The sequence below is a fragment of the Pseudomonas sp. GW823-FHT02C05 genome (assembly GCF_058797595.1).
On record NZ_JBXAJU010000002.1, the window covers coordinates 294,024 to 317,452 of the forward strand.

The 23,429-nt window shown below is 63.1% G+C and carries 20 protein-coding genes; 10 read left to right on the forward strand and 10 right to left on the reverse strand.

The features are described from left to right. Positions 1 to 132 precede the first annotated feature (132 nt). Together AC1RGE_RS12350 and AC1RGE_RS12355 are read left to right on the forward strand one after the other, a co-directional pair. Positions 133 to 2,568 carry a TonB-dependent siderophore receptor gene (locus AC1RGE_RS12350; protein ID WP_015634217.1) on the forward strand — a complete coding sequence of 812 codons (2,436 nt, stop codon included), beginning with the start codon at positions 133 to 135 and terminating at the stop codon, positions 2,566 to 2,568. Beyond that, on the forward strand, positions 2,568 to 3,617 hold the full coding sequence (locus tag AC1RGE_RS12355) for a YncE family protein (protein ID WP_492584372.1): 1,050 nt from the start codon (positions 2,568 to 2,570) through the stop codon (positions 3,615 to 3,617). Before AC1RGE_RS12350 ends, AC1RGE_RS12355 begins: the two co-directional genes overlap by 1 nt. Here the strand turns inward: AC1RGE_RS12355 and AC1RGE_RS12360 are convergent. From AC1RGE_RS12360 to AC1RGE_RS12370, 3 genes are all read right to left on the reverse strand, one after another. Beyond that, positions 3,614 to 4,441: an acid phosphatase gene (locus tag AC1RGE_RS12360; RefSeq protein ID WP_019093376.1), complete on the reverse strand. Its 828-nt coding sequence runs from the start codon at positions 4,439 to 4,441 to the stop codon at positions 3,614 to 3,616. The two genes, AC1RGE_RS12355 and AC1RGE_RS12360, sit on opposite strands and share 4 nt — an antisense overlap. A gap of 51 nt (positions 4,442 to 4,492) precedes the next feature. Beyond that, complete coding sequence (locus AC1RGE_RS12365) at positions 4,493 to 5,767, reverse strand: OprD family porin (protein WP_492584374.1); 1,275 nt, start codon at positions 5,765 to 5,767, stop codon at positions 4,493 to 4,495. 496 nt (positions 5,768 to 6,263) lie between these two features. Beyond that, on the reverse strand, positions 6,264 to 7,139 hold the full coding sequence (locus AC1RGE_RS12370) for an AraC family transcriptional regulator (protein WP_011059353.1): 876 nt from the start codon (positions 7,137 to 7,139) through the stop codon (positions 6,264 to 6,266). A 154-nt stretch (positions 7,140 to 7,293) separates the two neighbouring features. Here AC1RGE_RS12370 and AC1RGE_RS12375 point away from each other — a divergent pair, with 154 nt between their 5' ends. After that, the gene (locus AC1RGE_RS12375; RefSeq protein ID WP_015634221.1) at positions 7,294 to 8,241 is read left to right on the forward strand and encodes a DMT family transporter; all 948 of its coding nucleotides are present in this window, start codon (positions 7,294 to 7,296) and stop codon (positions 8,239 to 8,241) included. Positions 8,242 to 8,330: 89 nt separating this feature from the next. Here AC1RGE_RS12375 and AC1RGE_RS12380 read toward each other — a convergent pair whose 3' ends face one another. Both AC1RGE_RS12380 and AC1RGE_RS12385 read right to left on the reverse strand, forming a co-directional pair. After that, a complete protein-coding gene (locus tag AC1RGE_RS12380; protein WP_492584376.1) occupies positions 8,331 to 9,305 on the reverse strand; it encodes a 2-hydroxyacid dehydrogenase in 975 nt (324 codons plus the stop codon). Between the two features lie 206 nt (positions 9,306 to 9,511). Continuing rightward, the gene (locus AC1RGE_RS12385; RefSeq protein ID WP_011059356.1) at positions 9,512 to 10,480 is read right to left on the reverse strand and encodes a LysR family transcriptional regulator; all 969 of its coding nucleotides are present in this window, start codon (positions 10,478 to 10,480) and stop codon (positions 9,512 to 9,514) included. A gap of 276 nt (positions 10,481 to 10,756) precedes the next feature. On the opposite strand from AC1RGE_RS12385, the gene AC1RGE_RS12390 reads away from it, so the two are divergent. The 4 genes from AC1RGE_RS12390 to AC1RGE_RS12405 are packed head-to-tail and all read left to right on the forward strand — an operon-like array spanning position 10,757 to position 15,548. Then, positions 10,757 to 12,268: an efflux transporter outer membrane subunit gene (locus tag AC1RGE_RS12390; protein ID WP_492584378.1), complete on the forward strand. Its 1,512-nt coding sequence runs from the start codon at positions 10,757 to 10,759 to the stop codon at positions 12,266 to 12,268. Positions 12,269 to 12,279: 11 nt separating this feature from the next. Continuing rightward, positions 12,280 to 14,487, forward strand: a complete 2,208-nt coding sequence (locus tag AC1RGE_RS12395; protein WP_019094736.1) for an FUSC family protein — start codon at positions 12,280 to 12,282, stop codon at positions 14,485 to 14,487. Beyond that, complete coding sequence (locus tag AC1RGE_RS12400) at positions 14,477 to 14,677, forward strand: DUF1656 domain-containing protein (RefSeq protein WP_007930063.1); 201 nt, start codon at positions 14,477 to 14,479, stop codon at positions 14,675 to 14,677. Before AC1RGE_RS12395 ends, AC1RGE_RS12400 begins: the two co-directional genes overlap by 11 nt. Before the next feature lie 10 nt (positions 14,678 to 14,687). Beyond that, positions 14,688 to 15,548, forward strand: coding sequence for an efflux RND transporter periplasmic adaptor subunit (locus tag AC1RGE_RS12405; protein WP_011059359.1), 861 nt, complete (start codon positions 14,688 to 14,690; stop codon positions 15,546 to 15,548). A gap of 103 nt (positions 15,549 to 15,651) precedes the next feature. Here AC1RGE_RS12405 and AC1RGE_RS12410 read toward each other — a convergent pair whose 3' ends face one another. From AC1RGE_RS12410 to AC1RGE_RS12425, 4 genes are all read right to left on the reverse strand, one after another. Then, positions 15,652 to 16,677, reverse strand: a complete 1,026-nt coding sequence (locus tag AC1RGE_RS12410) for an SEL1-like repeat protein (protein ID WP_255313389.1) — start codon at positions 16,675 to 16,677, stop codon at positions 15,652 to 15,654. Between the two features lie 231 nt (positions 16,678 to 16,908). Further along, the gene (locus AC1RGE_RS12415; RefSeq protein ID WP_026020169.1) at positions 16,909 to 17,937 is read right to left on the reverse strand and encodes a hypothetical protein; all 1,029 of its coding nucleotides are present in this window, start codon (positions 17,935 to 17,937) and stop codon (positions 16,909 to 16,911) included. A 176-nt stretch (positions 17,938 to 18,113) separates the two neighbouring features. Beyond that, positions 18,114 to 18,938 (reverse strand): SDR family oxidoreductase, encoded by an 825-nt coding sequence (locus AC1RGE_RS12420; protein WP_041116054.1) that lies wholly within the window; start codon positions 18,936 to 18,938, stop codon positions 18,114 to 18,116. A 36-nt stretch (positions 18,939 to 18,974) separates the two neighbouring features. Next, complete coding sequence (locus AC1RGE_RS12425; RefSeq protein WP_019094739.1) at positions 18,975 to 19,439, reverse strand: hypothetical protein; 465 nt, start codon at positions 19,437 to 19,439, stop codon at positions 18,975 to 18,977. A gap of 422 nt (positions 19,440 to 19,861) precedes the next feature. Here AC1RGE_RS12425 and AC1RGE_RS12430 point away from each other — a divergent pair, with 422 nt between their 5' ends. The 3 genes from AC1RGE_RS12430 (at position 19,862) to AC1RGE_RS12440 (ending at position 21,579) form a co-directional block, all read left to right on the forward strand. Next, positions 19,862 to 20,341, forward strand: coding sequence for a YhfG family protein (locus AC1RGE_RS12430; protein ID WP_011059363.1), 480 nt, complete (start codon positions 19,862 to 19,864; stop codon positions 20,339 to 20,341). Continuing rightward, complete coding sequence (locus AC1RGE_RS12435; protein WP_065364593.1) at positions 20,334 to 20,918, forward strand: putative adenosine monophosphate-protein transferase Fic; 585 nt, start codon at positions 20,334 to 20,336, stop codon at positions 20,916 to 20,918. Before AC1RGE_RS12430 ends, AC1RGE_RS12435 begins: the two co-directional genes overlap by 8 nt. 388 nt (positions 20,919 to 21,306) lie before the next feature. Further along, positions 21,307 to 21,579: a DUF3077 domain-containing protein gene (locus tag AC1RGE_RS12440; RefSeq protein WP_019094742.1), complete on the forward strand. Its 273-nt coding sequence runs from the start codon at positions 21,307 to 21,309 to the stop codon at positions 21,577 to 21,579. 302 nt (positions 21,580 to 21,881) lie between these two features. Here AC1RGE_RS12440 and AC1RGE_RS12445 read toward each other — a convergent pair whose 3' ends face one another. Beyond that, a complete protein-coding gene (locus AC1RGE_RS12445; RefSeq protein WP_011059366.1) occupies positions 21,882 to 23,333 on the reverse strand; it encodes a mannose-1-phosphate guanylyltransferase/mannose-6-phosphate isomerase in 1,452 nt (483 codons plus the stop codon). Positions 23,334 to 23,429: the final 96 nt, after the last annotated feature.

The following is a 23,429-nucleotide window of genomic DNA, read 5'->3' on the forward strand; positions in this document are numbered from 1 at the left end:
GGGCGGGGGGCGTTTTCGCCGCCCTGAAAATATTTTCAAAAAAATGCTGAGGTCTTTGCCTACGACATACGTGTAGTGCTTGAAAGTGCGACTAATTCGCATTCACGGTGCTTTTACACACGAGTCTCCAGCATGAAGTCCAGGGCAAATTCGGCGGTAAACGGTTCGGTCAAACGGTGGTTCGGCGCTTCGGCGCTGGTGGTTTCGGGGTTGGCCCTGCTGCCCCTGAGCGTGGCATTGGCGGCCCAGGCCGGCAGCGAGCAGCACAGTGCGCTGTTCAACTTCGCCATCGCGGCCAAGCCGCTACCCCAGGCCCTGAGCGATTTCACCCGGGTCACCGGGATCAGCGTGGTCTACACCGACGAGGCGCCCTACAACCTCAAGGCCCCGGCCGTCACCGGCCAGCTCAGTGCCGAGCAGGCCTTGCAGCGTCTCTTGGGCAATTCCGGTTTCACCTATCGCCGCAGCGACGCCCATACCCTGGTTCTCGAACCCCTGCCCCAAGGTGCCGGGCTGAACCTGGGGACTTCCAGCATCACCACCCAGGGTGTCGACGAAAGCACCAGCTACCAGCCGCCGGCCACCACCTCGGTGGCCCGCTCCCAGGCGCTGAACCAGGAAATCCCGCAGATCATCAACGTGATCCCGGCCCAGGTGCTGCGCGACCAGACCCCGCGCAACCTGGATGACGCCCTGAAGAACGTCAGTGGCATCACCCAGACCAACACCCTGGGCGGCACTCAGGACGCGGTGCTGCTGCGCGGCTTCGGCGACAACCGCAACGGCTCGATCATGCGCGACAGCATGCCGGTGGTGCAGGGCCGTGCCCTGAACGCCACGGCCGAGCGCGTGGAAGTGATCAAGGGCCCGTCTTCCCTGCTCTATGGCATCCAGGACCCGGGCGGGGTGATCAATATCGTCAGCAAGAAACCCGAGTTGCAGCAGTCCACGGCCCTGACCGTGCGCGGCTCGACCTACGGCTCGGGCAAGAACGGCAGCGGCGGCAGCCTGGACACCACCGGGCCGCTGGGGGATTCCGGGCTGGCCTACCGGCTGGTCGTGGACCACGAAGACGAAGACTACTGGCGCAACTTCGGCACCCACCGCGAATCCCTGGTGGCGCCGTCCCTGGCCTGGTACGGCGAGCGCACCAAGGTGCTGCTGGCCTATGAGCATCGCGAATTCCTGACCCCGTTCGACCGCGGCACGGCCATCGACCCCAAGACCAACCACCCGCTGGACATCCCGGCCACCCGGCGCCTGGACGAGCCATTCAACAACATGGAAGGGCGTTCGGATCTGTATCGTTTCGAGGTCGATCACGAGCTCAGCGACGACTGGAAGGCCCACTTCGGCTACAGCTGGAACCGTGAAACCTACGACGCCAGCCAGGTGCGCCTGACTGCGGTGAACGCCAACGGCACCCTGACCCGGACCATGGACGGTACCAAGAATGCCCTGACCACCGACCGCTATGCCACCGTCAGCCTGGAAGGCAAGGTGCAACTGGGCGGCATGCAGCACGACCTGGTGTTCGGCCTGGACGACGAGTACCGCAAGATCTACCGCGCCGACCTGATCCGCGGCAAGAACACCAGTTTCAACTACCTCAACCCGGTGTACGGCCAGCAAGTGGCGGGGACCAACGTCAGCGCCCCGGACAGCGACCAGACCGACCTGCTGCGCAGTGACTCGCTGTTCTTCCAGGATGCCATCCACCTCACCGACCAATGGATCCTGGTGGGCGGCGGGCGTTTCCAGGAATACGACCAGTACGCGGGCAAGGGCCGGCCGTTCCACGCCAATACCGACAGCAACGGGCAGAAGTTCGTGCCCCGCGCCGGCCTGGTGTACCGCTACACCGACCAGCTGTCGTTCTACGGCAGCTACACCGAGTCGTTCAAACCCAACTCCAGCATTGCCCAGCTGGCCGGCGGCAGCGTGGTGCTGGACGGCTCCATCGCACCGGAAGAAGCCAAGTCCTGGGAACTGGGGGCCAAGCTCGACATTCCAGGGCGCATCACCGCCAGTGCGGCGTTGTTCGACATCACCAAGCGCAACGTGCTGGTGACCACCGCCACGGCTTCCGAGACTGTCACCAGCGTGGCCGGTGAAGTGCATTCCCAGGGCCTGGAGCTGGACCTGACCGGGCAGCTCACCGACCAGTGGAGCCTGATCGGCAGCTACGCCTACACCGACGCCGAAGTGACCAAGGACACCCAGTACAAGGGCAAGCAACTGCAGAACGTGGCCAAGAACACCGGCTCGCTGTCGGCCGTCTACGACTTCGGCAGCCTGATCGGCGGTGACCGCCTGCGGGTCGGCGCCGGTGCCCGTTATGTCGGTGAGCGCGCCGGGGATGCGCCCAACAGCTTCGACCTGCCGGGCTACACCGTGGCCGATGCCTTCGCCACCTACGACACCAAGGTCGAAGGGCAGAAGGTCAAGTTTCAGCTCAACGTGAAGAACCTGTTCGACAAGACCTACTACACCTCCTCGGTGAGCAAGTACTTCGTGTCCCTGGGGGACGCTCGCCAAGTGTCGCTCTCCAGCACCCTGGAGTTCTGATGAAAGCCCTGGCCCTGAGTGTGCTCCTGGCGTTCTGTGGCGTGGCCCAGGCGGCTCCGCCGGCGGATGAGCGCCTGTACCACCGCGAACAGCAAGTGCAGCTGCCGGGCTCCGGCAGCAGTTGGGGCTTCATCGCCCTGGACCCGACCCGGCCCTACCTGTTCCTGGCCCGCCGGGAAAACGGCCTGAGCGTGTTCGATGTGGACAAGCAGCGCCCGGTGCGCACCCTCGAACAGTCCCGGGGCGCCAATGGTGTGGTGTTGGTACCGGAGCTGGACCGCCTGCTGGTGCTCAACACCGACGGCAGCCTGGGGGTGGTGGAGTTATCCACATTCAAGCCGCTCAAGCGCATCACCGTGACCCAGAGCAACCTCAACAGCGCGGTGTACGAGCCGCGCACCGGGCAGGTGATCATTGTCAGCGGGCGCCGGGCCGACCGTTCCACCCTGTTCGTCTTCGATCCCAAAGAAGAGCGCATCAGCGCCGCCCATGAGCTGGCGGTGAAGAAGATCGACCCGTTGCTGCTCAAGGGCGATGGCAGTTTCTTCCTGCCGATGCGCGATGAGGGCATCGTCGCGCGGTTGTCCTCCAGCAGTTTCAAGGTCCTGGACCGCTGGCAGTATCCCGACTGCCCGCGGCCCAGTGCCCTGGCCCAGGATGAACAACGGGGGCGGTTGTTCGTCGCTTGCCGTGGTGAGCGGCCAGTGCTGCTGGTGCTCGACCGCGACAACGGTGCGCTGAAGGCCAGCCTGCCGAACACCCGGGACGTCAACGCCCTGGCCTACGACCCGCAGGCCCAGCGCTTGCTGATCGCCAGCGGGGTGGACGCCAACCTCAGCGTCGTCGCCCAGCTCGATGCCGACCGCTACCAGCTCCTGGGTAGCGTCAGCACCCAGCCCATGGCCTACAACATGGCGTTCGACCCGCGTACCCGGCGGGTCTACCTGGCGGCAATGGACTTCACCCAACCGGCCGCGAGCCCGGCCGAACCCAAGCCGGACCCGCTGTTTCATGCCAATACCTTCAAGGTCCTCACCCTGGCACCCTAGTCGGCGTCAAGTGCCAGGGCCTGCGCTTGCGCTGCACAGTCAGCGCCGGCGGTCAGGCCCTGGGCCCGAACGGCCAGCAACTCTTGCCGGGCGACGGCGAAATCGGCCTGGAAGGTCGGGTCGGCGTGCAAGCGTGCCACGGTGGTCGCGCCTATTTCACGGCCTTCACGGATATCGCTGTACCAGTGCACGTTGCACACCATGCGGCTTTGCGAGTAGGCCCGGCCGCGGGCCCAGAGCGCATTGCCGTGCTCGGGGGACAGTTCGCTCAGCAACAGCGCCCAGGCCCAGCCGATTGCGCTGTGGCCCGATGGGTAGGAACCATCTGCGGCCAGTTTCGCCTCGTCTTCCGGGGTGCAGCTGGGTTGCTGGTTGTAGACGAAGGGCCGGGTGCGCTGGTAGCGCTTCTTTGCGCTGTAGGTGGCCAGCCCGGCGTCGGCCAGGGTCCGCCGCAGGACTCTGTACAGCGTAGGTGTCAGCTGTTCGCTGATCGGGGCATTCAGGGCACAGGAGAATGTCTGCGCGGCGGCAGGGAACTTCAGGTTGGCATCGCTGACGGCCAACTCCCAGCGTTTGCTGCCCCGCAAGGCCTGGTTTTTCTCGGCCATGCTCTGGTCCAGAGCGAAGGCTGGGGTTCCCACCGCAGGAGGGGGCGGCAACAGCGACAGACTGTCGGGCAGATCCTGCTGTTTCAGATAACCGATCAAGTAACCCGGTCGGAACTCCGGGACGCTTTGCGCTTGCAGGGGCTGTTTCGCCGCGACCGGGTTGAACAGGCTTAAAAACAACAGGCTGGCCAAACTTTTCGATAATAGACGTTGCATGGAGATAGTCCTCTAGGCATTAGATCCGTTACATCGGTTCTGGTGGTCTGGTTACTTGATATTCCAGGTGTAGTTGAACATCAGTCGCGTATCATCAGTGTCGCGAATGAAGTTCTTGGCGTAGTTGGAGCGATAGAGCGCACTGCGCAGGCGTACACTTAAGTTCTTCAGCGGGCCTTGTTGCACGACATAACGCAATTCATTATCCAGCTCCCATGACTTGCCAATTCTTTGGCTGCCGGTTATCTCGGCATGGCTGCCGGATATATAGCGGCTATTGATAGTCAGGCCCGGCAAGCCCAGGTTGGCAAAGTCATAGCCATAACGAAGCGCCCAGGAGCGCTCCTTGGCATTGGCGAAGTCACCCAGTACGGATAAGTTGATCAAGTTGGCATCGGTACCCAAAATGTTGGCATAACCGGTGTCCCCCAACATTCGCTGATAAGTCAGGCCAAGGCTGTGGCCTTTATAGGCATAGCCGAGCAACCCCTGCAGGGCGCGGTTGTCGATCTTGCCGCCTTTGGCATTGCCGTAGTCGTTCATCAGGCTCAAGCGCAGATCGCTGCTGAACGTCCCCGCTCCCCAGGGGCTCTTGTTGACCAGGGTGAAGACCTGCTGGCGGTAGATATCCTGCAGCTGGGCGACATGCACGCGAGCCAGCCATTGCTTGTGGAACCGATAGTCGAGGCCCGCCATGTCGAAGTGTTCCGCGGTGGCCCCCAGCTTCTCGAAGCGCCGGTTCAAGGGGCTCAGGGTCAGCGGTGTGTACTGCGTGGCGTTGCGCTGCAGGACCCGGCTCAGATGCCCGGCGGTAAACTCCAGGTCTTCGATTTCATTGGAGGTCAGCAGCCCGCCTTCGAACATCTGCGCAAACAGGCGGCCGTCATTGGGTCTCAGTGTCGGCAGTACCGGCGGTACCAGGGTTCCGAACTTGAACAGGGTCTTGCTGGTCTTGAGCTTGCCGGCCAGGGCCAGTTTCGAATAGTCATCCTCTGCCCGGCCATTGCGTGCCACCTTCAACAGCCCGGTGCCGGTCCGGCCAGGAGCGGAATCCAGCTTGATCCCAAGCATGCCGATGGCGTCGGCACCGACGCCGAGGCTGCCTTCGGTGAACCCCGAATCCAGGCGCAAGAGGAAACCTTGCGCCCATTCTTCACGGGTAGGGGCAGTGCCTTCGCGGTAGTCCCGATTGAAGTAGTAGTTGCGCAGTTCCAGGCGTGCGCTGCTGTCCTCGAGCAGTTCGGCTTTTACCGGAATGGCCAGTATCGAGGCACACAGCAGGGGCGAGTGTCTGACCCATTGCCGTGGCAAACTTTGTGAAAGCATTTCATCGTCCTCTGTTTTTGTTGTTTTGGAGTAAGGCGATTAACGGCTTAGTTGTTGCTGGTTTGTTCAAGGACCCAATGGTTGAAGGTTGGATTGCCTCAGGGGTGTGGTGAAAGTTGTGTGTCAATTGTTGTGGGCAAGAGTCTGCCGGGTATTTCAGGTAATTGGCTCCTGTAAGGGGGTGGGTATTTATGGAATGCCTGGCACTCAAGGTTCGAAGACTAAGTTGAAATTGGGCTTAAACAATAATCATCAGTTCCATGAATGAAGTGATAAATAAAATATTAAAATAATTACCTGGTTATGTTCTTGAGTGTCATATAAGAACTTGCCGGGCGTGATCTTTCTGAGAGAGATATGTAGGGGGTTTTTAATTGGCTTGTAAGAATTGTCTTATTTAAGTAAGGAACTTTAACCGTTCACTGACTCAGGCGTGTCAGCCTGGGCTTTGGCATAAGAAGGAGCATGCAGAGGCGGGTTTTGGGTAACCCTGGCCTCAGCGCAGGAACGCCAGGCGGTAGTCTCCCGGCGTGCCCCCCAGGGCGTGCCGGAAGCGATTGCTGAAGTGGCTGGCACTGGCAAAACCACAGGCCAGTGCAATCTCGCCCAGGGGCTGGGCGGTGGTGCGCAGCAGGTGCCGGGCCCGGCTCAGGCGTCGGGCTAGCAGGTATTGGTGGGGCGGCAGGCCGAAGCTTGCACGGAACATGCGGGCGAAGTGGTATTCGGAGAGGGCGCACAACCCCGCCAGTTGGCCCAGGCTCAGAGGCGCGTCCAGCTGGCTGTCGATGTAGTCCACCAGCAGCCGTCGCTGGTGTGCGGCCAGCCCGCCCTTGAGCCGGGCCCCCTGGCGCTGGCCCACTTGATTGAGCAGGGCATGGCTGAGCATCTCGTGGGCCAGGCTGCTGGTCAGCAGGCGCTCGCCGGGTTCGTCCCAGTTCAGGCGGACCAACTGCGCAAAGCGCTGGGTCTGCTCGGGGTCGTCGAGAAAGGTGCTTTCGCGCAGTTGCAGTTCCCGGGGCTCGCGATCCAGCAGGGTGACGCAGCCCAGGGCGAACTGCTCCGGGCTGAAGTACAGATGGGCCAGGCGAATATCACCGTTGATCACCCAGGCCGACTGGTGCTCGGCGGGCAGGATGCACAACTTGCCCGGGCCGCCCTTGCTGCCCGGCTGGTCGCGGCGGAAGGTCCCGGTGCCGCCGGCCAGGTAACAGGACAGGGTGTGATGGCTGGGGGCCTCGTACTCCTGGGCGTCGTGATGGTTGCTCCACAAGGCTGCGGACAAGCCGTCACCGAGCTCGGCGCTGTGCTCCAGGCGAGCATTGGGCGAGCGGTTCAGGGCTTGGAAGACTTGCAGGGTATCCAGTGCGTGCATGGTGGGGCGTCAACATGGGTGCGGCTGCCGGTGTTCTGCATGCTACTCCGTAGCCCGTGTGCTGCCAGCCCCGGGCGGATAAAAAGCGCAAGTTTGTGCAAGCGCGCAAGGCCGGCGGGGCGTGACACTGCACTCCTGACAAAGGAGTCGCGCCATGAACCTATCGCTGTACCTGTTGACCGTGCTGATCTGGGGCACCACCTGGATCGCCCTGAAACTGCAACTGGGGGTGGTGGCGATTCCGGTGTCCATCGTCTATCGCTTCGCCCTGGCGGCCCTGGTGCTGTTCGTCCTGTTGCTGCTCAGCCGCAAGCTGCAGCCGATGAACCGTCGTGGTCACCTGATCTGCCTGGCCCAGGGGTTGTGCCTGTTCTGTATCAACTTCATGTGCTTTTTGCACGCCAGCCAATGGATTCCCAGTGGCCTGGTAGCGGTGGTGTTTTCCACTGCGACCCTGTGGAACGCCCTCAATGCGCGAGTGTTCTTCGGCCAGAAGATCGCTCGCAACGTGCTGCTGGGCGGCGGCCTGGGGCTGCTGGGGCTGGGGCTGCTGTTCTGGCCGGAGCTGGTGGGCCACAGTGCCAGCCCGCAAACCCTGCTGGGCCTGGGCTTGGCCCTGCTGGGCACCTTGTGCTTCTCGGCGGGCAACATGCTGTCCAGCCTGCAGCAAAAAGCCGGGCTCAAGCCGTTGACCACCAATGCCTGGGGCATGGCCTACGGCGCGACGATGCTGGCGGTGTATTGCCTGTTCCAGGGCATCGCCTTCGATGTGGAATGGAGCACCCGCTACATCGGCTCACTGCTGTACCTGGTGATTCCGGGCTCGGTCATCGGCTTTACTGCCTACCTGACCCTGGTGGGGCGCATGGGCCCGGAGCGCGCGGCTTACTGCACCGTGCTGTTCCCGGTAGTGGCGTTGAACGTCTCGGCCTTTGTCGAAGGCTACCAATGGACCGCCCCGGCGCTGGCTGGGCTGGTGCTGGTGATGCTGGGCAACGTCCTGGTGTTCCGTAAACCCAAGGCTGTGCCTGCCTCTGTAGCCGCTGCCGAGCTTGCGAGGCTGCGAACGGCGGCGCAGCCGTCGCAAAACCGGGCGACCTGATTCTGCCGGGCTATCGCTGAAGGTCCTGCGGACCTTTTCGCAGCCTCGCAGGCTTGGCAGCGGCTACAGGGGGGATAGGCCGTGGGTGGTCAGCCCTTCCACACCTGCGGGTTGACCAGGTCCTGCGGCCGCTCACCCAGCAGGGCACTGCGCAGGTTGCTCATGGCGCGCGCGGCCATGGCGTCGCGGGTTTCATGGGTGGCCGAGCCAATGTGCGGCAAGGTCACTGCGTTCTTCAGCTGGAACAGCGGCGACTCCGCCAGCGGTTCCTTCTCGTACACATCCAGGCCGGCGCCACGGATCTGGCCCTTCTGCAAGGCTTCGATCAGCGCCGGTTCATCCACCACCGGCCCGCGGGAAATGTTCACCAGGATTGCACTGGGCTTCATCAGCGCCAGTTCGCGGTGGCTGATCAGGTGCTTGGTCTTTTCGCTCAACGGCACCACCAGGCAGACGAAATCCGCCTCCGCCAGCAGTTGCTCCAGGCTGCGATACTGCGCCCCCAATTCCTGCTCCAGGGCCGCCTTGCGGCTGTTGCCGCTGTAGAGGATCGGCATGCCGAAGCCCAGGCGCCCACGGTGGGCGATGGCCGCGCCAATGTTGCCCATGCCGACGATGCCCAGGGTCTTGCCGTGCACGTCGCAGCCGAACAGCGCCGGGCCGACACTGGCCTGCCATTGCCCGGCCTTGGTCCAGGCGTCCAGCTCGGCCACTCGGCGGGCGCTGCTCATGAGCAGGGCGAAGGCCAGGTCGGCGGTGCTTTCGGTGAGCACGTCCGGGGTGTTGGTGAGCATCAGCCCGCGTTCGTTGAAGTAGGCCAGGTCGTAGTTGTCGTAGCCCACCGAGATGCTCGACACCACTTCCAGGCGCGCGGCGTTTTCCAGCTGCGCACGGCCCAGCTTGCGGCCGACACCGATCAGGCCGTGGGCCTGGGGCAGGGCTTCATTGAATTGCGCGGCGATGTCCCCGTGCTTGGGGTTGGGCACTATGACCTCGAAATCCTGTTGCAGGCGTTCGGTCATCTCGGGGGTGATGCGGCTGAAGGCAAGTACAGTCTTTTTCATCGCGCGAAGGCTCGTCAGGCGGGGAGAATGCCAAGCAAGCTAACATTTTTGCCGCCGCCACCAAAGCACCCCGCCACGAGCCTGCATGTGTAGGAGCTGGCTTACCAGCGAAGGCGGTATCCAGGTTTGCACAGGACGTGCGGGCCTCTTCGCCGGCAAGCCGGCTCCTACAGGTGGGACGGTGGTCTGGGCGGGGCGCCCCGCGGTCAGGTGGCCAGGCGTGCGCCGGTCAGGCTGCCGCTCAGTTCATAGGCCGCCAGTTCCGTCTGGTGCGCGGTGAGGATCTCCGGCAGCGAGCCGCGCAGGTATTCGACCCAGGTCTTGATCTTGGCGTCCAGGTACTGGCGCGACGGGTAGATGGCGTACAGGTTCAGCTCCTGGGAGCGGTACTTGGGCATCACCCGCACCAGGGTGCCGGTGCGCAAACCCTCTATAGCCGCATATACCGGCAACACCCCGACCCCCATGCCGCTGATGATCGCAGTCTTCATGGCATCGGCGGAGTTCACCAGGAACGGCGAGCTGTTGATGGTGACCATTTCCTGGCCTTCCGGGCCGTCGAAGGTCCACTTCTCCAGGGGAATCACCGGGCTCACCAGGCGCAGGCACGCATGGTTCAGCAGATCGCTGGGCTTTTGCGGGCAGCCGTTGGCTTTCACATAGGCCGGCGAGGCGCAGACGATGCTGTAGGTCATCCCCAGGCGCTGGGAGACGAACCCCGAATCCGGCAGCTCCCGGGCCAGGACGATGGACACGTCGTAGCCCTCGTCCAGGAGGTCCGGCACACGGTTGGCCATGGTCAGGTCGAAGGTCACGTCCGGGTGGGTCTTGCGGTAGCGGGCGATGGCGTCGATCACGAAGTGCTGGCCGATGCCGGTCATGGTGTGCACTTTCAACTGCCCGGCGGGGCGGGCGTGGGCGTCGCTGGCCTCGGCCTCGGCTTCTTCGACATAGGCCAGGATCTGCTCGCAGCGCAGCAGGTAGCGCTTGCCGGCCTCGGTCAGGGCGATGCGGCGAGTCGTGCGGTTGAGCAGGCGGGTTTGCAGGTGCGCCTCTAGATTGGAGACGGCGCGCGAGACGTTGGCGGTGGTGGTGTCCAGCTGCACCGCGGCGGCCGTGAAACTACCGGCTTCGGCAACACAACTGAAGGCGCGCATGTTTTGCAAGGTGTCCATGGGGTGCTCTCAAGGGAGATTGCAAATTGTGACACGAAGTTTCTGTTTTTACAGGCGTACAGGGATACGACCAAGGGATTATCGCGTTTACGGTAACAAAGATTCACAGGAATCCCAGCTTATCGCCACAACGACCGCCCCCTAGAATTGCGCCGATCCCTAGGAGCCGGCAGGCCGGCGATCCGCGCAACGCGGTGTAGCAGGCGTATCGCTGCGCCGGCAAGCCAGCTCCTACGAGAGAAATACTCCCCCCCCCGATCTCAGGAATTCGCAGCAGTGCCGCGTCGCATCAGCAGAGGGTTCAAGACCCTCAGTGTTTGGGCTTTATCGTTAGCAATCAGCGGCTGCATCGGAACCGGAGGCATTGCCCCACAGGGCAAGACACTTCCCGCTAATACATTGGCCACGGATGAGGCGATAAAGAGCGCCGCGCAGGACGCCCACTGGCCCAGCGCCCAGTGGTGGCAGGCCTATGGCGACCCGCAACTGGACCGCTGGATCAGCCTTGCGCTGCAAGGCAGCCCGAGCCTGGCCATGGCCGCCGCCCGGGTCCGCCAGGCCAAGGCCCTGGCCGGCATCGCCGAGTCGGCCGAGTCGCTGCAGATCAAGGGTGACGCCACCCTCAAGCGCCACAACTGGCCCACCGATCAGTTCTACGGCCCCGGCGCCCTGTCCAACAGCACCACCTGGGACAACAACGCCGCCCTGGGTTTCAGTTATGCCCTGGACCTCTGGGGCCGGGAAAGCAACAGCACCGAGCGTGCCGTGGACCTGGCCCACATGAGCGTGGCCGAAGCCCGTCAGGCCCAGTTGGAACTGGTGAACAACGTGGTGCGCAGCTATATCCAGCTGTCCCTGCACTTCGCCCAGCGCGATATCGTCGCGGCCACCCTCAAGCAGCAGCAACAGATCCTCGAACTGGCGCAACGGCGCCTGGACGGCGGCATCGGCACCCATTTCGAAGTCAGCCAGGCCGAGGCGCCGCTGCCGGAAACCCATCGCCAACTGGACGCCCTGGACGAAGAAATCGCCCTGACCCGCAACCAATTGGCGGCCCTGGCCGGCAAGGGCCCGGGGGAGGGTGCGCAACTGCAGCGGCCAAGCCTGTCCCTGGGCGCCGCGCTGAAACTGCCCTCGGCCCTGCCCGCCGAACTGCTGGGGCAGCGCCCGGACGTGGTCGCCAGCCGCTGGCAAGTGGCGGCCCAGGCTCGCGGTATCGATGCGGCTCACGCCGGCTTCTACCCCAACGTCGACCTGGTGGGCAGCATCGGCTTCATGGCCACCGGCGGTGGGGCCCTGGAGTTCCTCACCGGCAAGAAGCTCAACTACAACGTCGGCCCGGCCATCAGCCTGCCGATCTTCGACGGCGGGCGCCTGCGCTCGGAACTGGGTGAAGCCTCGGCCGGCTACGACATGGCCGTGGCCAGGTACAACCAGACCCTGGTGGATGCACTGAAAAGCATCTCCGACCAGTTGATCCGCCGCGAGTCCATGGACAAGCAGCAAGCCTTCGCCGCCGAGTCGGTGGCCGCTGCGCAGAAGACCTACGACATCGCCACCGTGGCCTTCCAGCGCGGCCTGACCGACTACCTGAATGTGCTCAACGCCCAGAGCCTGCTGTTCCATCAGCAACAGGTGCAGCAGCAGGTGCAGGCCGCACGCCTGACGGTCCAGGCGGACCTGGTCACGGCCCTGGGCGGCGGGCTTGAAGCCGGCCGCGACGTTCCCGCGCAAGATCGCCTTGAGGCACCCAAGACCCCCGCGGCCCTGGCCGTGTTCGACCATTGAAGCAGGCACCCATGACTTCCTTGCCCGCACCTTTGCGCTGGCTGTACTCCCTTGAATGGCGCCGGGGTTTCTTCGACTGGGCGCGCAGCGACGGCGTGACCTGGGTCTATATCTTCAAGGTCCTGGCCGCCGCGTTCCTCACCCTGTGGCTGGCCATGCGCCTGGAGTTGCCGCAACCGCGCACGGCGATGATCACCGTGTTCATCGTCATGCAGCCGCAGAGCGGCCAGGTGTTCGCCAAGAGCTTCTACCGCTTTCTCGGCACCCTGGCCGGCTCGGCGGTGATGGTGGCGCTGATCGCCCTGTTCGCCCAGAACACCGAGCTGTTCCTCGGCTCGCTGGCGATCTGGGTCGGCATCTGCTCGGCCGGCGCGGCGCGCTACCGCAACTTTCGCGCCTATGGTTTCGTCCTCGCCGGCTACACCGCGGCCATGGTCGGCCTGCCGGCCCTGGCCCATCCGGAAGGGGCCTTCATGGCGGCGGTGTGGCGGGTACTGGAGATCTCCCTGGGGATTCTCTGCTCGACCCTGGTCAGCGCCGCGATCCTGCCACAGACCGCCAGCGCCGCCATGCGCAACGCCCTGTACCAGCGCTTCGGGGTGTTCGCCCTGTTCGTTACCGACGGCCTGCGCGGGCGCAGCCAGCGCGACAGTTTCGAAAGCAGCAACGTGCGCTTCATCGCCGAGGCCGTGGGCCTGGAAGGGCTGCGCAGCGTCACCGTGTTCGAAGACCCGCACATGCGTCGGCGCAACGGCCGCCTGAGCCGCCTGAACAGCGAGTTCATGGGCATCACCACGCGCTTCAACGCCCTGCACCAGTTGCTCGAACGCCTGCGCAGCAGCGGCGCCGATCACGTGGTGGCGGCGATCAAGCCCGGCCTGCAGGACCTGGCGGAACTGCTGGACGGCTTCTCCGGCCGTGCCCTGACCAGCCCCGATGCGGCGCGCCTGGCCACGGCCCTGGCGGCCTACAAGGCCGAGCTGCCGGCGCGGGTGCGCAGCCTGCGCACGGCCTTCCAGGAGAGCGGCCCGAGCGACGCCGAGCAGCTGGATTTCCACACCGCCTACGAGCTGCTCTACCGCTTCGTCGACGAGATGCACAGCTACGCCCAGACCCACGCGTCCCTGGCCGACCACAGCCACGAGCGCGAGCGCTGGGACGAGCCCTACACCCCGCAGACCAACTGGCTGGCCTGCGCCGCCTCGGGCATCCGCGCGGCCTTCGTGCTGGTGGTGCTGGGCAGCTACTGGGTGGCCACGGCCTGGCCCAGCGGCGCCACCATGACCCTGATCGCCGCCGCCACCATCGGCCTCTCGGCCGCCACGCCGAACCCCAAGCGCATGGCGTTCCAGATGGCCTGCGGGACTTTCATCGGCGCCCTGGTGGGCTTCGTGGAAATGTTCTTCGTGTTCCCCTGGATCGACGGCTTCCCGCTGCTGTGCCTGATGCTGGCGCCGGTGATCGTGCTCGGTTCGTTCCTTGCGTCCAGGCCCAAGTACGCCGGGGTCGGCCTGGGTTTGCTGATCTTCTTCAGCACCGGTTCGGTGCCGGACAACCTGACCATCTACAACCCCTACACCTTCATCAATGACTACATCGCCATGGTCATGGGCATGCTGGTCTGCGCGGCGGCCGGGGCGATCATCCTGCCGCCCAACAGCCGCTGGCTGTGGCGGCGCCTGGAGCAGGACCTGCGCGGCCAGGTGGTGTACGCCATCAGCGGCAAGCTCAAGGGCCTGGCGTCGAGCTTCGAGAGCCGTACCCGCGACCTGCTGCACCAGGCCTATGGCCTGGCGGTGGGCCAGCCCAAGGTGCAGAGCGAGCTGCTGCGCTGGATGTTCGTGGTGCTGGAAGTCGGCCACGCCATCATCGAGCTGCGCAAGGAGCAGGCGATCCTCCCGGTGCACCCGGCCTATGCCGAATCCCAGCCCTGGCGCCAGGCGATCCGGGTCATGGGCCGCTCCCTGGTGCGGCTGTTCCTGCAGCCCAGCCAGAGCAACCTGGAGCGCGGCCTGATCGCCGTGGACCACGCCATCAGCCGGGTCCAGGCCACCGACGAGCCCTTTGCCCCGCACTTCGACACCTCGGCCCTGCGCCGGGTCAAGAGTTACCTGCACTTCATCCGTACTTCATTGCTCGACCCGCAATCGCCGCTGGCGGCCTATGCCGTGGCCAAGCCAACGGCGCCTGCACCCCAAGGACTTGACCATGCCTCGTGAAATCGCCTTCCACGGCGTTTACATGCCCACCATGACCCTGATGTTCTTCATCGCCGCGGCCCTGGCCTGGGCCCTGGACCGGTTCATTTCCGGCTATGACCTGTATCGCTTCTTCTGGCACCCGGCGCTGCTGCGCCTGAGCCTGTTCTGCTGTCTGTTCGGCGCCATGGCGCTCACTGTCTACCGTTGAGACCCCCGCAATGAAAAAGTTTTTCAGCCTGCTCGCCACCCTGCTCGTGCTGGCCCTGGCCCTGTGGATCGGCCGTACCCTGTGGGAGCACTACATGTACACCCCCTGGACCCGTGACGGCCGGGTGCGCGCGGACATCATCAACGTCGCCGCCGATGTCACCGGCGAAGTGGTGGACGTGCCGGTCAAGGACAACCAGCTGGTGCGCAAGGGCGATCTGCTGATGCAGATCGACCCCGAGCACTACCAGATCGCGGTCAAGCAGGCGCAAGCGCTGGTGGCGTCGAAGAAGGCCACCTGGGAGATGCGCAAGGTCAACGCCCGGCGCCGCGCCGACATGGACAACCTGGTGATCTCCAAGGAAAACCGCGACGACGCCGGCAACATCGCCGACTCGGCCCTGGCCGACTACCAGCACGCCCAGGCCCAGCTGGAAGCGGCGCAACTCAACCTTGCACGCACCCAGGTGCGGGCGGCGGTGGATGGCTATGTCACCAACCTCAACGTGCACCGTGGCGACTACGCACGCATCGGCGAGGCGAAGATGGCGGTGGTCGACATGAACTCGTTCTGGGTCTACGGCTTCTTCGAGGAAACCAAGCTGCCCCACGTGCGCGTCGGGGATAAGGCCGACATGCAACTGATGAGCGGCGAAGTGCTCAAGGGCCATGTGGAAAGCATTTCCCGGGGCATCTACGACCGCGACAACCCGGAAAGCCGCGAACTGATCGCCGACGTCAACCCGACCTTCAACTGGGTGCGCCTGGCCCAGCGCGTACCGGTGCGCATCCACATCGATGAAGTGCCCGAAGGCGTCCTGCTGGCGGCCGGCATCACCTGCACCGTCATCGTCAACCCCGAGCCCCTGTAGGCGCCACCCTATGTAGGAGCTGGCTTGCCAGCGAAGGCGCCGGCCCAGGCGCTGCATGACTTGCCGGCCTCATCGCCGGCAAGCCGGCTCCTACAGGGGGCGGTTATTTGTAGCTTTTGTCCATGATCGCCTGGGACTTCTTCGCCGCAGCTTCCAGGCCGTCGTTGACGTTGTTGATGGTGGCCACCAGCTTCGGGTTCTGCAGCACGTCGACACCGGGGTAACGCTGCTGGGCCAGGCGCGAGACGATGATGTACTGGGTCACTGCGTAATGCAGCTTGAACTGGCCGCTGTCCCGGGCCTTGGCGATGGCCGCCTTGACGAAGGCCTGGCGCTCGGCCGTGGTCATGCCCTTGAACAGGTCGGGGAGATCGAAATGGATCTCGGCCGAGAAAATCGCCACTTCTTCATCCCGCGCCTCGTCGTACATCACCTGCTTGCTGGTCACCCGCGCCTTAAGCTCGTCAAAGTGCTGTTCGCCTTCGGCCAGTTGCTCTGGGCTCATCTTGCCTTTAAGGGCATCCAGCTGGCTGGTGTCCTCGGTGTTGTCGATAACCTTCAGCCAGGCGTAGGCCTTCACCAGGTCGCCGGACTCTTCGGCGGCGTCGGCCAGGCTCTGCTGCGGTTCCGGGTTGCCGTGCAGCGCAGAGCGCTCCAGCCAGCGCAGGGCCAGGTCCCGGTCCTTGGGGATGTCCTTGTCGCCGAACCAGTAGGTGGCGTACATGCCGTACTCGGCGCACCAATCGTTCTGTGACGCCGAGTAGGCGATGTAGTTGAAGGACTCGCGGTCGCGCTCAGCCTTGGGCTTGTCCGTTTCCTGATCGGTGGTGGTGGACAGATAGCAGAAGGCCCGGGTGTAGTGCGGCGCGGCCATGGCGAAGCAGCTCTTGGCGTTCTTGTAGTCCTCGATCTCGTTCAGCTTGTAACCGGCGCCGTACAGCACATCCGCGTCCATGGCCGGGTTGCAGTACTCGTTGGCGCTGACCTTGGGCAAGACGCTGTCCAGCGTCAGCTTGGGCAGGGTGTCATTGAGTTCGGGGCGTTTCGGTTCGGTGTTTTGCGCAGGCGTGGAGGCGCAAGCCGCCAGCAAGACAGCCAATGCCAGTGGCAGCGCGTTGAACAATTTCAATGGATATTCCCTGATCGGCGAATGAAAAAAGACGCGCATGAAATCAGGCAGGGACGGCAAAGGAGGGGAGCGTGAGCAGTTCCGTGCTTGGGTGTCGGCGCCAGCGATTCCATGCTGCTTGAGCGCGGGCGCTCAAGACCGCGGATTCTACTGGGTTTGAGAGGGCGCACAACCGAAACCGCAGCAGCTGTCTGGCTGCGGCTGCAAAAGCAGTAGCGCCTGCCGCTCCAGTTATGGCGTGCGCTTGGCCAGGAGGATTTTGGCCTTGGCCACGCTGTCTTCCACGCTCAGGTCATCGTCCTCCAGCACGGCCTGCAGCGCCGGGTCTTGCCACAGGTCCACGGCCGGCCCGGTGCTTTGCACCAGGCGGGAAATCAAGGCGTAGGCCACCAGTTGGCCGCGGGTGTGGAACTTCGGGTAGCGGTCCTGCATGTCCACCAACTGGGCGACGAAAGCATGCTGTTGCTCAGCGGACATGCCCGCGAACACTTCCGGGTAGTCGTAGTAGATATCCCCTGTGCCCAGGAGGATGACGTTCTGGCGCAGCGCCTGCTCAAGATCCTGTTTGGAGGGGAGCTGGCTGAGTAGCCGGGTGTAGTGCTGTTCGCCTTCAGCTGTTTGCTGAGGGCTCATCTTGCGTTTCAGCGCTTCGAGCCTTTGGGCGTCATCGAGGGTTCGGGCCCAGGCGTAGGCCAGTGGCAAATTGTCCTGTTCGCTGCTGCGCAGCATCTCTTGTTGCGAGTCCTCGTCGCCGTGCCGAGCGGCGCGTTCCAGCCAGGCCATGGACAATGCCTTGTTCGCCGGCTGGTCCAACTTGCCAAGGTTGTAGATGTCGTACAGGCCCGCTTCCGCGCAGGATTCATTGTGCTGGGCGGCGTAAGCGATGTAGTTGAAGGCTTCGCTTTTGTCATAGTCCTTCTGCCTGGAGCCGACAATCCCGCCCAGGATGCACAGGCTCATGGTATCGCGGGGGGCGGCCATGATCAGGCAGCCGCGGGCCATTTGTATGGCCTTGCTCGCCAGCAAGGTACGGCTTGCGCCATGCAGTACCTCGTCCTCATTCATCAGGCGGATGCCGAGGCCGACCAGCCGTTCGCTGTCCATCTCCGGCGAGCAGTACGGGTTGGCCTCGACCTTGGGCAGGATCTGTTCCAGGCTCAGCTCCGGCAGGGTGGCATTGAGTTTTTCGTCCGGTGACGAGGCATGGCAGCCCAGCAGCAAGGCGAACAGAGTCAACGTCAGCGCACTACGATATTTCAATGGGGCAGATCCTTGATTGGCGAATGAACAAAGGCGCACTGCGCCACCGCGGTAGGAGCTGGCTTGCCAGCGAAGGTGGTCGCAAGATTTGCACTCGGCTCGCGGGCCTCTTCGCCGGCAAGCCGGCTCCTACGGGAGGCACGCGGTACACCCTGGATGGCTTGCGTGCGTAGGGGTCAGAGCCTGGCGCTCAGGCCGAAGCGCTTCATCAGTCCCTTCTCCAGCAGACCCTTGGGCAGCAGGTTGGCCAGCAGCGGCAGGGCGCGGCTGCCATTGCCCAGCCGTACCAGGCGTGGCGGATTGTCCTGCTGCACCGCCTTGAGCAAGCCGGCGGCGAATTCGCTGGCCGGGGTCGGCTTGTCCTGGGAGGCCTTGGCCCGGGAGCGGATGCCCTCGCGCAGCGGCCACCAGGGCGATTGCTCGTTGAGCAGCTGTTCGGCTTCATGCCCGGCATTCTTGGCGAAGCTTGAAGCAATGGCCCCGGGCTGCACTTCCATGACGCGGATGCCGAACGGCGCCAGCTCCATGCGCAGGGCATCGCTCAAGGCGTGCACTGCGGCTTTCGAGGCGCAGTAGGCACCGGCAAAAGGCGTCACCAGCACCCCGGACACACTGCCGATGTTCACCACCAGGCCGCGGCTGCGGCGCAGCACCGGGAACATCGCCCGAGTCACCCCGACCACCGAGAACACATTGGTTTCGAACTGGCGTTGCATCGCTTCCACGCCGCCATCGAGCAGCGGGCCCATGGCGCCGTAGCCGGCGTTGTTGATCAGCACATCGAGGCCGCCGTACTGCTGGTTGATCTCCTCGCCCAGGGCGCCCAGGGCCGGGCCGTCATTGACGTCCAGTTGCACGGCCTTGAAACCGGCCGCTTGCAGGGCAGAGACGTCCTCGGCCTTGCGGGCGGTGGCGAGCACGGTGAAACCGGCGCCCTTGAAGGTGTCCGCCAGGGCGCGGCCGATGCCGCTGGAACAACCGGTGATCAACGCTACGGGCATGGCGCGGTCCTTGTGCTGGGTGAGGGAGGGGGTGAATCAGTCGGAGAAACTACCCTGTAAACGCTCGGCGCGAAACTCCAGGGTTTGCGGGCGATAGCCGGGGCGCAGCGGCGGCAGGGGCAAGCAGTCCTGCCAGTTGGCGCCGGCCTGCAACTCGCCGGGGCCACGGTAGCGAGGGGCACTGTACTGGTTGTCGGCGAGGTTGACCGTATCCCCCGGGGCATAGGCGGCGACCCGCCAGCGCAATTCCACCAGGGGCACCTTGTTGCCGTTGTTCAGCTTGACCTGCAATGGACGGTCGGCGGGGCAGTGCTCCGGCGCGTAGGTCAGGCGCAACTCCAGGCGCGCCAGTTGCTGGGCTTCGCGGTTGTCCAGCCAGACCACCCAGCAGGCCACCAGGGCCAGGCCGAACGCGGCAGCCAGGGACACGGGGAGGGCTTTGGCGGGGTAGCGCAGAAGCAGGATCAGCCAGGTAATGACCAGCAGAACGCCGATGAACATGACGCGAGCCTCGGGGAAAAGGAGGGGACATCCTACCTAAGCGTAGGTGGGGTTGGCGATGGAGGGTGGCTGTTGTGACGTTATCCACAGGCCAGGTTTTGATGGGGGCGTTAGGGACAACAGAAGGCCTGTTAAAGCGGATTTATGCCGATAGTGGACATCATGTGGTCCACTCTGGTGCCCGCCCGAGCAGGTGGCTGGCATGCTTCGGGGTCATCTATCCATTTCTGGAACACCTTTACCGGGACTGGAAAATGCTCAGGCTCTCAGGGCTGCAAACATCGAACGAGGCGAATGCTAGCTGAAGGGGTGGGCTCCGCTTTTGACTGTGAAGCGTGCTGGTGCCAAGGACGAGACGTGCCCGTGGTGGCGATCTATGAGGTGTATAATCTCCGGGCTTTGGCATCAATCATGGGGCGATGATGGACGTATCACTGCAGCAGATCTTGCAAACTGCACAGATCAGCGATCTGAAGAAGCTGGGGACGTTTCTTGAGGTCAAACGCTTTGTCGAAACTCAGCTTCATCTGAAGTTAGGGGCAAATGGCTGGAGCTCTTTATCTTTGAAGTTAAAGCGCCTGAGTGCCCTCGCAGAAGAGGGGCGAGAGTGCGAACGCGTGCTTATTGATGCGTTGCCCTATCCGGCCGTGCGCAATGAAGTTTCAAAAAGAATCGGCTTCAGGATGTGCGCCAGGAATGTTGCAGAACTTAGAGGCGCTTTGTCCCTGTTGTCGAAATGCGCTGTTCGTCCAGCGTTTGATCCTTATGAGCGTTTCGAAAAGAACAAGCTTAAAAACTTTGTCAGCAGTTCAAGACTGGAAGGCATAGATATACCGATCTTCGACGAAAAAGCTTCGTTGGAAAAAATCCTGGCCAAGCATGGAAGACCGTTGAATGGATAAATACGACGCCTCTCATGATCATTACTGCTACCCCGCCTCCTCAGTGCTTAAAAACAAGCTGAATATCCAGGAAATGGCCGCCCTTGAGGCAGCGGAGAGGGACATCACCGCGCTGACCGTCAGTCGGGTTCGCTATGTCGCTCCGCCCTACAGCCTGGAGAATTTCAAGCTGCTGCATCGCCAGTTGTTTTCCGACCTCTATGCCTGGGCGGGAGAGATAAGAAATGTTGATATCTCCAAGGGCGGAACGCGTTTCTGTAACTGCGGAAGAATCGAGGCGGAAGCCCTGAAGATTTTTTCCAATCTTCAAGAAAACAACTGGCTGAGTGGACTTGAACGAAACGATTTCTGTGAAAAGTTGGCGGAATTCTACTGCGAGCTGAACATGATTCATCCGTTTCGCGAGGGCAATGGCCGAGTCCAGCGGATCTTCTTTGAACACCTCGCGCTATCGGCAGGTTACGAACTGGATTGGGAAGAGCTCAGCCAGGATGAGTGGCTTGAAGCGAATATCAATGGCGTCTATGTGAACTACACGCCCATGGCAGATATCTTCAAGCGCATCGTCACTGCCTAAAACCCCTATCGAAGTTGGCCGCAATGGCCTGCTGATTCTGGCGTGCTACGGCGTGCCACCATCCTGAACATTCCCAACACCCGTGGCTTGGACATAAACTGCGACGCCTTTGTCGTTGCTCCGTGTCGAACCCGGGACTAGCCTTTGAGCGTCGCTGCCAACTCAGCGGCCGGGCTTGGTAACCCGTGTTGATACAGGCGCAACAGCGCCCCTTGACGATTGCAGGCGTTTTTTTTGCGCCCGCGTTTCCGTGCAATGGCGGCTGTGCGTGGGAGGGCTCGTCCCTGCCGGGTTCCTGTATCTCCGGTTTACCAACCTGCGCACGGCTGCCACCCATTCGCTTGGTAACGAACGTGGCAGCTCTCACTTTGATACGGGAGGTTCAACCATGTGCGCTATCAAGACCTCGGGCTTCGTCACCTTCGGTTCCTGTGGTGACGCCGATCAGTCCCTGTTCCGCGTCAATGCCGATGTGCCTTTGCAGCAGGCGCTGGAGCACGCGTCGACCCTGCTGTATTACGCCAAGAAACTCACCCTGGATGCGGCCATGGAAGACCAGGGCGAGCGCTACGCCTGGGCCGCGCATTTTCTGGCGGAAATGGGCAAGGCGGTGATCGATGACGTGGGATTGGGAATGAAGGAAGAGGTGTTGCAGGCCTGATCGATGTTTCTTGATGGAAGGAGTCGAAAGGGCGCTGCGTCTTCGTGGGAGGGACGCAGCGCTTTTTTGCTTCTTGTAGCCGCTGCCGCAGGCTGCGAACGCCCGCGCAGGGGGCGCAGGGGGCTCAAGACCGCTGAAGGTCCTTCGGCCCTTTTCGCAGCCTGCGGCAGCGGCTACAAAAAAATCCCCCTGTCCAGGCGCCTGCGGATAGGGGACGCAGGCGCCTGGAAGGGGGTTGAAAGGACTCGCTGATAACGGCGCTCTGCCTTTGCTCGCAGCTTGCCGCTTGAAGCCTGTCGCTGTTACTGGGCGATGGTCTTCACTGAGACGCCACGTTCCACCGGGGTGGAGCGGCCGTAGATATCTTCAAACCGCTCGATATCGTCTTCGCCCAGGTAGCTGCCCGATTGCACTTCGATGATCTCCAGCGGGATCTTGCCCGGGTTGCGCAGGCGGTGCACCGAGGCAATCGGGATGTAGGTGGACTGGTTCTCGGTGAGCAGGAACACGTTCTCGTCACAGGTGACTTCGGCGGTGCCGCTGACCACGATCCAGTGTTCGGCGCGGTGGTGGTGCATCTGTAGCGACAGGCAGGCCCCCGGCTTGACCGAGATGTGCTTGACCTGGAAACGCCCGCCCATGTCCACCGAGTCGTAGGAGCCCCACGGGCGGTAGACCTCGCAGTGGTTCTGGGTCTCGCTGCGGCCCTGTTCGTTGAGGGTGTTGACCATCTGTTTCACCCCTTGGACCTTGTCCTTGTGGGCGATCATCATGGCGTCCTTGGTTTCCACCACGACGATGTTTTCAAGGCCGATCACCGACACCAGCTTGCCGTTGCCGTGGATCATGCAGTTCTTGCTGTCCTGGATCACCACATCGCCTTTGCTGACGTTGCCGTTGGCGTCTTTTTCATGCACGTCCCACAGCGACGACCAGCAGCCGACATCGCTCCAGCCGGCACTCAGGGGGACCACGCAGGCGCGCTGGGTCTTCTCCATCACCGCGTAGTCGAGGGAGTTGTCCGGGCAGCAGGCGAAGGTGGCTTCGTCGATGGTCACGGTGTCCGGGTCCTGCTGGCTGCGCTCCAGGGTCAAGAGGCAGGTGTCGTAGATGTCCGGGTCGTGTTTCTTCAGCTCTTCGAGGAAGCGGCTGGCGCGGAACAGGAACATGCCGCTGTTCCAGAAATAGCCGCCGGCCTGGACAAACTCGGTGGCGCGTTTTTCGTCGGGCTTTTCGACGAAGTGCGAGACCCGGCTGACCCCCTCCGGGAGCAGCGCATCGTTGGTGGACTTGATGTAGCCGTAGCCGGTTTCCGGCTTGGTTGCCGGGACCCCGAACAGCACCATTTCGCCACGCTCGGCGGCCACGGTGGCCAGGGCCAGGGCCCGTTGCAGGGCTTTCTGGTCGTCCAGGACGTGGTCGGCGGGCAGTACCAGCATCAGCTCGTCACGGCCTTCGTTGACCAGCATCATCGCGGTCAGGGCCACGGCCGGGGCGGTGTTGCGGCCGAAGGGCTCCATGAGGATGCGCTGGGATTCGAGCTTACGGGCCGCCAGTTGCTCGTTGACGATAAAGCGGTGGTCCTTGTTGCAGACCACGATGGGGGTATCCATGCCTTCGAACACCAGGCGCTCCAGGGTCTGCTGGAACAAAGTGTGTTCGCCGGTCAGGGCGAGGAACTGCTTGGGGAATTGCTTGCGCGAAAGCGGCCAAAGACGTGAGCCGCTACCACCTGACAAGATCACCGGAATCATGTTGTTACTCCTTCAAACATCGTATGGGTTAGAGCTACTGCGTTCTGTCGTTTCACTCTTGTTTTTGTTGCGTGACCGGATGCGCTGCCCACCTTC

Excerpts from the sequence above, each read along its gene's own strand:
- AC1RGE_RS12380 (WP_492584376.1), bottom strand. The coding sequence starts at position 9,305 with ATGAAAAAGACTGTACTTGCCTTCAGCCGCATCACCCCCGAGATGACC.
- AC1RGE_RS12350 (WP_015634217.1), top strand. The coding sequence starts at position 133 with ATGAAGTCCAGGGCAAATTCGGCGGTAAACGGTTCGGTCAAACGGTGG.
- AC1RGE_RS12400 (WP_007930063.1), top strand. The coding sequence starts at position 14,477 with ATGCCTCGTGAAATCGCCTTCCACGGCGTTTACATGCCCACCATGACC.
- AC1RGE_RS12440 (WP_019094742.1), top strand. The coding sequence starts at position 21,307 with ATGTGCGCTATCAAGACCTCGGGCTTCGTCACCTTCGGTTCCTGTGGT.
- AC1RGE_RS12425 (WP_019094739.1), bottom strand. The coding sequence starts at position 19,439 with ATGTTCATCGGCGTTCTGCTGGTCATTACCTGGCTGATCCTGCTTCTG.
- AC1RGE_RS12435 (WP_065364593.1), top strand. The coding sequence starts at position 20,334 with ATGGATAAATACGACGCCTCTCATGATCATTACTGCTACCCCGCCTCC.
- AC1RGE_RS12445 (WP_011059366.1), bottom strand. The coding sequence starts at position 23,333 with ATGATTCCGGTGATCTTGTCAGGTGGTAGCGGCTCACGTCTTTGGCCG.
- AC1RGE_RS12420 (WP_041116054.1), bottom strand. The coding sequence starts at position 18,938 with ATGCCCGTAGCGTTGATCACCGGTTGTTCCAGCGGCATCGGCCGCGCC.
- AC1RGE_RS12355 (WP_492584372.1), top strand. The coding sequence starts at position 2,568 with ATGAAAGCCCTGGCCCTGAGTGTGCTCCTGGCGTTCTGTGGCGTGGCC.
- AC1RGE_RS12385 (WP_011059356.1), bottom strand. The coding sequence starts at position 10,480 with ATGGACACCTTGCAAAACATGCGCGCCTTCAGTTGTGTTGCCGAAGCC.
- AC1RGE_RS12430 (WP_011059363.1), top strand. The coding sequence starts at position 19,862 with ATGGACGTATCACTGCAGCAGATCTTGCAAACTGCACAGATCAGCGAT.
- AC1RGE_RS12395 (WP_019094736.1), top strand. The coding sequence starts at position 12,280 with ATGACTTCCTTGCCCGCACCTTTGCGCTGGCTGTACTCCCTTGAATGG.
- AC1RGE_RS12375 (WP_015634221.1), top strand. The coding sequence starts at position 7,294 with ATGAACCTATCGCTGTACCTGTTGACCGTGCTGATCTGGGGCACCACC.
- AC1RGE_RS12360 (WP_019093376.1), bottom strand. The coding sequence starts at position 4,441 with ATGCAACGTCTATTATCGAAAAGTTTGGCCAGCCTGTTGTTTTTAAGC.
- AC1RGE_RS12370 (WP_011059353.1), bottom strand. The coding sequence starts at position 7,139 with ATGCACGCACTGGATACCCTGCAAGTCTTCCAAGCCCTGAACCGCTCG.
- AC1RGE_RS12365 (WP_492584374.1), bottom strand. The coding sequence starts at position 5,767 with ATGCTTTCACAAAGTTTGCCACGGCAATGGGTCAGACACTCGCCCCTG.
- AC1RGE_RS12405 (WP_011059359.1), top strand. The coding sequence starts at position 14,688 with ATGAAAAAGTTTTTCAGCCTGCTCGCCACCCTGCTCGTGCTGGCCCTG.